The sequence below is a fragment of the Maricaulis maris genome (genome assembly GCF_049116555.1).
GTDB classification, from domain to species: Bacteria; Pseudomonadota; Alphaproteobacteria; order Caulobacterales; family Maricaulaceae; genus Maricaulis; species Maricaulis maris_C.
This window is the reverse complement of record NZ_JAGDYT010000013.1, coordinates 1-10,194: the sequence shown is the minus strand read 5'-3', so window position 1 is coordinate 10,194 and position 10,194 is coordinate 1. Positions and strand designations below refer to the sequence as shown.

Sequence of the window (10,194 nt, the reverse complement as noted above, 5' to 3'; positions counted from 1 at the left end):
GCGCTCAAACTTTTCCTTCGCCATGATCTCGCTCCGAAATCCGTGTTCGTTGTTTTACAGCAACCAGAGGTCCGCTTATGCGGACTTGGCGATAACTTCTTGTTCGACGGCCTTGGGGACCGCCTCGTAGTGATCAAACAGCATGGTGAACTGTGCCCGGCCCTGGGTCGCAGACCGCAGGTTGTTCACGTAACCGAACATGTTCGCCAGCGGAACCATCGCATTCACGACGGTCGCATTGCCGCGCATTTCCTGACCGGCAATCTGACCCCGACGGGAGTTCAAATCGCCGATGACACCACCGGTGTACTCGTCCGGCGTCACGACTTCGACCTTCATGATCGGCTCGAGAAGCTTCGGCGCGCAATGGGACTTGGCTTCGCGGAAGGCGGCGCGAGCCGCGATCTCGAAGGCCAGAACGCTGGAGTCAACGTCGTGGTAAGCACCGTCCACAAGGGTGGCATGGACGTCGATAACCGGGAAACCGGCGATCAGACCACCATCCATCACGGATTTCAGGCCCTTCTCGACACCCGGGATATATTCTTTCGGCACATTGCCGCCGACGATCTTGGATTCGAACACAAAGCCCGAACCCGCCTCGCCCGGACCGAATTCGATCTTCACGCGAGCAAACTGTCCGGAACCGCCAGACTGTTTCTTGTGCGTGTAGTCGACGAGGCCCTTCTGGCTCAGCGATTCACGGTAAGCCACCTGCGGCGCACCGACATTCGCTTCAACCTTGAATTCGCGCTTCATGCGATCGACGAGAATGTCGAGATGAAGCTCGCCCATGCCGGCGATGATGGTCTGACCGGATTCCTCGTCCGTCTTCATGCGGAAGGACGGGTCTTCGGCTGCCAGACGCTGCAGCGCCACACCGAGCTTCTCCTGGTCGGCCTTCGACTTCGGCTCGATGGCCAGCTCGATAACCGGATCCGGGAATTCCATGCGCTCAAGGATCACCGGGTTCATCGGATCACAGAGCGTATCGCCCGTTGTGGTGTCCTTGAGGCCTGCAATCGCGACGATATCGCCGGCAAAGCATTCCTTGATGTCTTCGCGGGAATTGGAGTGCATCAGCAGCATGCGGCCGATACGCTCTTTGCGATCCTTCACCGTATTGAGCAGGGACACGCCCGTCTCGAGGTGACCGGAATACATCCGGGCGAAGGTCAGAGAGCCGACAAAGGGGTCGTTCATGATCTTGAAGGCGAGCAGAGAGGTCGGCTCGTCGTCAGAGGCCTCACGGACCACATCTTCTTCGGTCTTGAAATCGATACCCTTGATGGCCGGAACTTCGGTCGGGTTCGGCAGGAAATCGACAACAGCGTCAAGCAGGGGCTGAACACCCTTGTTCTTGAACGCGGTACCGCACAGGATCGGGTTGAAGGTCAACGCGATACAGCCCTTGCGGATCAGCGACTTCAGAAGCTCCGGAGTCGGCTCTTCGCCCTCCAGATACGCTTCCATGGCCACTTCATCCTGCTCGACAGCCGTCTCGACCAGCATTTCGCGATACTCGGCAGCCTGGTCAGCGAGATCAGCGCGGATATCGCGCTCTTCCCACTCAGCACCCAGACCCTCACCCTTCCAGACGAGTTCCTTCATCTTGATCAGGTCAATCACGCCTTCGAACTCGGTTTCAGAACCGATCGGCAGCTGAACGCACAGCGGCTTGGAGCCGAGGCGGTCTTCGATCATTTTGACACAGTTGAAGAAATCAGCGCCCAGCTTGTCCATCTTGTTGACGAACACCATACGGGGAACCTTGTACCGGTCGGCCTGCCGCCAAACGGTCTCGGTCTGCGGCTCGACACCGGCATTGGCGTCCAGGCAGCAAACGGCGCCATCAAGCACACGCAGCGAACGCTCGACTTCAATCGTGAAGTCAACGTGGCCGGGGGTGTCAATGATGTTCAGGCGCTTGCCGTTCCAGAAACAGGTCGTTGCAGCAGACGTGATCGTGATGCCACGCTCCTGCTCCTGCTCCATCCAGTCCATGGTGGCGGCACCATCGTGCACTTCACCAATCTTGTGGGACTTGCCGGTGTAATAGAGGATCCGCTCGGTCGTCGTCGTCTTGCCAGCATCGATGTGAGCCATGATGCCGAAATTGCGGTAGTCCTCGATTTTGTAGTCGCGGGCCATTTGTCAGGGTCCTTGGTACGGGTCAGTGCCTGTAAGGGGTTACCAGCGGTAGTGCGAGAAAGCGCGGTTGGCTTCCGCCATCCGGTGCGTGTCTTCGCGCTTCTTGACGGCGGTACCGCGATTGGCGGATGCATCCATCATTTCAGCGGCGAGACGCTCGCGCATGGTGTTTTCGTTGCGACCGCGCGCAGCACCCGTCAACCAGCGAATGGCCAGGGCTTTCTTGCGTTCGGCGCGGACTTCGACCGGCACCTGATAGGTCGCACCACCAACGCGGCGGGAGCGGACCTCGACCTCAGGGGCCACATTGTCCAGGGCATCGTGGAAGACGCGGATCGGCTCGCGCTTCAGCTTCTCTTCGACAATGTCGAGAGCGCCATAGACAATACGCTCGGCGACCGACTTTTTGCCGTCGAGCATGATGTAGTTCATGAACTTGGTGAGATCGCGATCTCCGAACTTGGGGTCCGGAAAGATTTCGCGTTTCTCTGCGCGGTGACGACGCGACATGGACGTCTCCCTTACTTAGGACGCTTGGCGCCGTACTTAGAACGGCGTTGCTTGCGATCCTTGACGCCCTGGGTATCCAGAACGCCGCGAAGAATATGATAGCGGACACCCGGAAGATCCTTCACGCGACCACCGCGGATAAGGACAACAGAGTGTTCCTGCAGATTGTGACCCTCACCCGGGATATAGCTCACAACTTCATGCCCGTTGGTCAGACGCACTTTGGCGACTTTCCGCAAGGCCGAGTTCGGCTTTTTCGGGGTCGTGGTATAGACGCGCGTGCAGACACCACGGCGCTGCGGGCAAGCCTGCAGGGCCGGCACCTTGTTGCGCTTCGGCTTGTCTTTTCGCGGCTTGCGAATGAGCTGGTTGATTGTTGGCATCCCGCTCTAATCCGTTTCTAATCTCAACAACCACGTCCCCCAGCATGTTGAAATGCTGATGGACGCAAGGAATGACCCCGACGTCCGAACACAAGGTTCGCACGGCGGCGCCTGGGGTTTTTCCGTTACCGTGGACGACGTCTAACCACTTGGGTTACGGCCCGTCCTTCAAACGAGCGCGGAAACTACGCACGCGACTCGCATTCGTCAAGCGCTTGTTCAGAGGTTTTGTGAGCCTGTCCTGCTCATCCTCTATACAACGAAAAAGGCCGCCGGTTACCCGACGGCCTTTTCCAAATCTTTACAGCAGGATCGCTAGCTAAATAAGGCTAGTTGGAGCCGGCTTCGGACGCCATTTCCTCGGCAGCAGCCTCGGCGATCTCTTCCGGCAGCCCTTCCGCTTCAACAGCAGCCTGACGTTCGGCCAGCATGTCAGCGTCCATATCATCGGCGATGGCCTGGTACTGACGCATGATCGAGCCGGTGCCGGCCGGGATGAGTCGGCCGACGATGACATTCTCCTTGAGACCCTCGAGCGTGTCTTCCTTGCCCTGGACCGCTGCCTCGGTGAGGACGCGGGTGGTCTCCTGGAAGGAGGCTGCCGAGATGAAGGAGCGCGTCTGCAGCGACGCCTTGGTGATCCCCAGCAGAACCGGGTCGCCTGTCGCCATGCGCTTGCCTTCGGCCTCGAGACGCTCATTGGTCTCGATGAACTCGATCTTGTCGACCTGCTCGGCCGCCAGGAACCCGCTTTCACCCGGATCCTTGACCTCGATCTTCTGCAGCATCTGACGAACAATCGTCTCGATATGCTTGTCGTTGATCGGCACGCCCTGCAGTCGGTAAACCTCCTGGATCTCGTCGATCAGGTAGTTGGCCAGAGCCGGGACACCCAGGATCGCCAGGATGTCGTGCGGCGCCGGGTGACCATCGAGCAGATATTCGCCCTTCTGGATCACATCGCCTTCCTGACAGGTCAGGTGCTTGCCCTTCGGCACCAGGTATTCGACCTTCTCGGCCTCATCACCTTCCGGAACAATCGCGATACGGCGCTTGTTCTTGTAGTCCCGACCGAACTCGACCCGGCCCGTAATCTCCGCAATGACGGCGTGATCCTTCGGACGACGGGCTTCGAACAATTCCGCGACGCGCGGCAGACCACCGGTGATGTCCCGGGTCTTGGCGCCTTCCGTCGGAATACGCGCAACGATATCACCCGGACGAACCGTGTCGCCATCGGCAACCGAGAGAATGGCACCCACGGCCAGCATGTAGCTGGCGGTCGAGCCATTGGCGAGCTTGATCGGCTCACCATTCTCGTCCTGCACGACGATGGTCGGCTGGAGGGCATTGGCCTTGGCCGAGCCACGCCAGTCGATGACCACCTTGGAGGCGATACCGGTGGCTTCGTCGGTCTCTTCCTTCACCGACACGCCTTCGGCGATATCGACGAATTTCACCTTGCCACCGACTTCCGAGACGATCGGGGCCGTATAGGGGTCCCACTCGCCCAGACGCTGACCGCGTGACGTCTTGTCGCCTTCCTTGACCTTCAGCTTGGTGCCGTAACCCAGCTTGTAGCTCTCGCGTTCCTTGCCTTCGCTGTCCACGATGAGCAGCTGCATGTTGCGCGACAGGGCGATCAGATCGCCGTCGGAATTGGTCACCGTCGACGGGTTCTTGAAGGTCACATGCCCCTCCGAACCGGCTTCGATGAAGGACTGTTCGGAGACCTGGGCCGTACCACCAATGTGGAAGGTCCGCATGGTCAGCTGGGTCCCCGGCTCACCGATCGACTGGGCCGCGATGACCCCGACCGCTTCACCGATATTGACGCGCGTACCGCGGGCGAGGTCACGACCGTAACAGGTCGCACAGACACCGACGCGGGTCTCACAGGTGAGCGGCGAACGAGCCCAGACGGACTGGACGCCGGCCATCTCGATCGCAAGTGCGAGATCTTCATCGATATAGGTGTCGGCCGGGCAGATGACTTCGCCGGACGCCGGATCCTTCACTTCCTGGGCCAGGGTACGGCCAAGGATGCGCTGCTCCAGCGAGACGACAACATCACCGCCATCAACAACCGCGGAAATCTCGAAACACTCGGAGGTCCCGCAATCTTCCTCGGTAATGATGCAATCCTGGGCGACATCAACCAGACGACGGGTCAGGTAACCCGAGTTCGCCGTCTTCAGGGCGGTGTCGGCCAGACCCTTACGGGCGCCGTGGGTGGAGTTGAAGTATTCAAGAACGGTCAGACCTTCCTTGAAGTTCGAGATGATCGGCGTCTCGATGATCTCGCCGGACGGCTTGGCCATCAGGCCACGCATGCCTGCGAGCTGCTTCATCTGGTTCTTGGAACCACGGGCGCCGGAGTGGGCCATCATGTAGACCGAGTTCACTTCCGACGTACGGCCATCTTCGCCGACCGTCGTCTTGGAAATCTCGTCCATCATGGCGTCGGCCACATTGTCCGTACACTTGGCCCAGGCATCGACGACCTTGTTGTACTTCTCACCCTTGGTGATCAGACCGTCGACATATTGCTGCTCGTAATCCGAGACCATGTCGCGGGTTGCCCCGACCAGGTCGGCCTTGGCGTCCGGGATCAGCATGTCGTCCTTGCCGAAGGAAATGCCGGCCTTGGCCGCTTCCTTGAAGCCGAGGCCCATGATCTGGTCACAGAAAATGACCGTCGCCTTCTGACCACAGTGGCGATAGACCTGATCGATCAGGCTGCCGATCGCCTTCTTGGTCAGAAGCTCGCCGATCAGTTCCGGCTGCATCTTCGCGTGCTTGGGCAGAAGGTCGACAATCATCTTTCGGCCCGGCGTGGTCTCGATCACTTTGGTGATCGGATTGCCGTCGACATCGATGCCTTCCCAGCGTGCCTTGATCTTCGTGTGGAGCGTTATGACGCCGGATTCCAGGGCTGCTTCCAGCTCTGCCCGACTGCCAAAGGCCATGCCCTCGCCCGGCTCCTTGTCCTTTTCAATGGACAGGTAATACAGGCCAAGCACGATATCCTGCGACGGCACGATGATCGGCTTGCCATTGGCCGGCGAGAGGATGTTGTTGGTCGACATCATCAGCGTGCGGGCTTCGAGCTGGGCTTCCAGCGAAAGCGGCACGTGAACAGCCATCTGGTCACCGTCAAAGTCGGCGTTGAAAGCCGCGCAGACCAGCGGATGCAGCTGGATGGCCTTGCCTTCGATCAGCTTCGGCTCAAAGGCCTGGATGCCCAGACGGTGCAAGGTCGGTGCGCGGTTCAACATGACCGGGTGTTCGCGGATAACCTCGTCGAGCACGTCCCAGACTTCCGGACGCTCTTTCTCGACCAGCTTCTTGGACTGCTTGACCGTCCCGGACAGACCCTTGGCGTCGAGACGCGCATAGATAAAGGGTTTGAACAGTTCGAGCGCCATTTTCTTGGGCAGACCGCACTCGTGCAGTTTGAGGTCCGGACCAACCACGATGACCGAACGGCCGGAATAGTCGACGCGCTTGCCGAGCAGGTTCTGGCGGAAGCGACCCTGCTTGCCCTTGAGCATGTCGGAAAGCGACTTCAGCGGGCGCTTGTTGGCACCGGTGATGACGCGGCCACGACGGCCATTGTCGAACAGGGCGTCGACGGACTCCTGCAGCATCCGCTTTTCATTGCGGATGATGATGTCCGGCGCGCGCAGCTCGATGAGGCGCTTCAGGCGGTTATTGCGGTTGATGACGCGGCGATAGAGATCATTGAGATCGGAGGTCGCGAACCGGCCGCCATCAAGCGGCACGAGCGGGCGCAGTTCCGGCGGAATGACCGGAATGACCGTCATGATCATCCACTCCGGGCGATTGCCCGAGGTGAGGAAGTTTTCCATCAGCTTGAGACGCTTGGCGTACTTCTTGAGCTTCAGCTCGGACCCGGTTTCCTTCATGTCTTCACGGACCTTGGCGCACTCGGCCTCCAGGTCCATGTTGATGAGGATTTCCCGGACCGCTTCAGCGCCGATACCGGCGGTGAAGGCGTCTTCGCCATACTCGTCCTGCGCTTCCATATACTCTTCTTCGGAGAGCAGCTGGAATGGCTGGAGCGGGGTCAGACCCGGCTCGATGACGACGTAATTCTCGAAGTAGAGGACGCGTTCGACATCCTTCAGCGCCATGTCGAGGATCATCGAGATCCGGGACGGCAGCGACTTCAGGAACCAGATGTGCGCGACCGGGGCGGCCAGCTCGATGTGACCCATGCGCTCGCGACGGACGCGGGCCAGGGTGACCTCGACGCCGCATTTCTCGCAGACGATGCCCTTGTACTTGATGCGCTTGTACTTGCCGCACAGGCACTCATAGTCCTTCACCGGGCCGAAGATGCGCGCACAGAACAGGCCATCGCGCTCGGGCTTGAAGGTCCGGTAATTGATCGTCTCGGGCTTTTTCACTTCGCCGAAGGACCAGGAATGGATTTTCTCCGGGCTGGCCAGGGCAATACGGATCCGGTCGAAGGACGGGCCTTCGGCTGCCGGATTGAAGATGTTCATGACGTCGTGATTCATGTCGCCGTCTCCCAAAAGGGGCAAGCGGGACAGGGAGAGCCCTGCCCCGCAAAATATGGTTCAGCCTTAGCCGTTCTTCAGTTCGACGTTGAGGCCGAGAGAACGCATTTCCTTGACAAGCACGTTGAAGCTTTCCGGAACGCCGGCTTCGAAGGTGTCGTCGCCGCGAACGATGGCCTCATAGACCTTGGTCCGACCTGCCACGTCATCCGACTTCACCGTCAGCATTTCCTGCAGCGTGTAAGCTGCCCCGTAAGCTTCCAGCGCCCACACTTCCATCTCGCCGAAGCGCTGGCCACCAAACTGGGCCTTACCACCGAGCGGCTGCTGGGTCACAAGGCTGTACGGGCCAATGGAACGGGCGTGGATCTTGTCATCCACCAGGTGGTGCAGTTTCAGCAGGTGCTTCACACCGACCGTCACCTTGCGGCGGAAGGGCTCACCGGTCTGGCCGTCATAGAGAGTCGACTGGCCTGACGGGTCGAAACCGGCCTTCTCCAGCCAATGCGCCACATCCGGCTCGCGAGCGCCGTCAAAGACCGGAGTCGCGATCGGCACGCCGTTCGACAGGTTGAGACCCAGCTCGGCCAGTCCGGCATCGGTTTCCGGCAGTTCGCCACCTTCATAGACGCGATCCAGCTCGGACTTCAGCAAAGCCGTGCTGCCATCACGCTGATACGCTTCAAATGCCTCACCGATCTGCTTGCCGAGACCCCGGCAGGCCCAACCCAGGTGCGTTTCCAGGATCTGACCGACATTCATCCGCGACGGCACGCCGAGCGGGTTGAGGACGATGTCCACCGCCTCGCCATTGGCGAGGAAAGGCATGTCTTCGGTCGGGTTGATCTTGGAGATAACACCCTTGTTGCCATGACGGCCGGCCATCTTGTCGCCCGGCTGAAGCTTGCGCTTCACGGCCACAAAGACCTTGACCATCTTCATCACGCCCGGCGGCATTTCATCGCCACGCTGGAGCTTGTCGACCTTGTCCTCGAAGCGACGGTCAAGGCGAGCCTTGGAGTCGTCATACTGCTTTTGCAGGGCTTCGACCTCGGCCATGGCCTTCTCGTCGTCGAGGCCAATGCGCCACCAGCCGCTGCGCGGGGTGTCGTCGAGGGCTTCCTGGGTGACCTTGCCCTTGGCGAAGCCGCGCGGACCGGAGACCGCAGACTTGCCCAGCAGAAGATCGCCGAGACGCTGGTAGATATTGCGCTCGAGAATGGCGAGCTCGTCATCCCGGTCCTTGCCGAGACGTTCGATCTCTTCACGCTCGATCGAGATGGCACGCTCGTCCTTGTCGACACCGTGACGGTTGAAGACACGGACTTCCACGACCGTACCAGTGGCACCGGACGGCATGCGGAGCGAGGTATCGCGAACGTCGGAGGCTTTCTCACCGAAGATGGCACGCAGAAGCTTTTCTTCCGGCGTCATCGGGCTTTCGCCCTTCGGCGTCACCTTGCCGACGAGAATGTCGCCAGCGGCCACTTCCGCGCCAACCGCAACGATACCGGCTTCGTCGAGATTGCGCAGGGCTTCCTCGCCGACATTCGGAATGTCACGGGTGATCTCTTCCGGACCCAGCTTGGTGTCACGGGCAGCGATCTCGAACTCTTCGAGGTGGATCGAGGTGAAGACGTCGTCGCGCACGATGCGCTCGGAGATCAGGATCGAGTCCTCGAAGTTGTAGCCATTCCACGGCATGAAGGCGACGACCACATTCCGGCCGAGCGCGAGCTCGCCGAGATCGGTCGACGGACCATCAGCAATGATGTCACCGGAATTGACCATGTCGCCGACGCGAACGATCGGGCGCTGGTTGATACAGGTCGACTGGTTGGAACGCTGGAATTTCGACAGACGATAGATGTCGACGCCCGACTTGGCAGCATCGAGATCTTCCGTCGCCCGGATCACGATACGGGTCGCATCGACCTGTTCGATCACACCGGCCCGGCGCGCCGCGATGGCAGCACCAGAGTCGCGCGCCACAATGCTTTCCATACCGGTACCGACGAGCGGCGCTTCCGCCTTCACGAGCGGCACGGCCTGGCGTTGCATGTTCGAGCCCATCAGGGCGCGGTTGGCGTCATCGTTTTCCAGGAAGGGAATGAGCGCGGCCGCGACCGAAACAACCTGTTTCGGCGAGACGTCGATATATTCCACATCCTCGCGCGGGACGAGCGTCACATCACCGGCAACGCGGCAATTGACGAACTCATTGTCCAGCTCGCCCTTCTCGTTCACATGGGCGTTGGCCTGGGCGATCGAGTAACGGGATTCCTGCATCGCCGAGAGATAGTCGACCTGCTCGGTCAACTTGCCATTCTCGACCTTGCGATACGGGCTCTCGATGAAGCCGTACTTGTTGACGCGCGCGAAAGTCGACAGCGAGTTGATCAGGCCGATATTCGGGCCTTCCGGTGTCTCAATCGGGCAGATCCGGCCGTAATGGGTCGGGTGCACGTCACGGACTTCAAAACCGGCACGCTCCCGGGTCAGGCCACCCGGCCCAAGCGCCGACAGGCGACGCTTGTGGGTAACTTCCGACAGCGGATTGGTCTGGTCCATGAATTGCGACAGCTGCGAGGAGCCGAAGAATT

At 60.1% G+C, this 10,194-nt stretch carries 5 protein-coding genes; all 5 read right to left on the bottom strand.

The window, feature by feature from the left end:
• Positions 1 to 75: 75 nt before the first annotated feature.
• Positions 76 to 2,151 carry an elongation factor G gene (gene fusA / locus JXQ94_RS13420; protein WP_421924300.1) on the bottom strand — a complete coding sequence of 692 codons (2,076 nt, stop codon included), beginning with the start codon at positions 2,149 to 2,151 and terminating at the stop codon, positions 76 to 78.
• A gap of 39 nt (positions 2,152 to 2,190) precedes the next feature.
• A complete protein-coding gene (gene rpsG / locus JXQ94_RS13415; protein WP_295695866.1) occupies positions 2,191 to 2,661 on the bottom strand; it encodes a 30S ribosomal protein S7 in 471 nt (156 codons plus the stop codon).
• A gap of 11 nt (positions 2,662 to 2,672) precedes the next feature.
• Positions 2,673 to 3,044: a 30S ribosomal protein S12 gene (gene rpsL, locus JXQ94_RS13410; protein ID WP_011643738.1), complete on the bottom strand. Its 372-nt coding sequence runs from the start codon at positions 3,042 to 3,044 to the stop codon at positions 2,673 to 2,675.
• A 329-nt stretch (positions 3,045 to 3,373) separates the two neighbouring features.
• Complete coding sequence (gene rpoC / locus JXQ94_RS13405) at positions 3,374 to 7,591, bottom strand: DNA-directed RNA polymerase subunit beta' (protein ID WP_421924299.1); 4,218 nt, start codon at positions 7,589 to 7,591, stop codon at positions 3,374 to 3,376.
• A 66-nt stretch (positions 7,592 to 7,657) separates the two neighbouring features.
• A partial coding sequence (gene rpoB / locus JXQ94_RS13400; RefSeq protein ID WP_421924298.1) for a DNA-directed RNA polymerase subunit beta occupies positions 7,658 to 10,194 on the bottom strand: 2,537 nt, incomplete at its 5' end.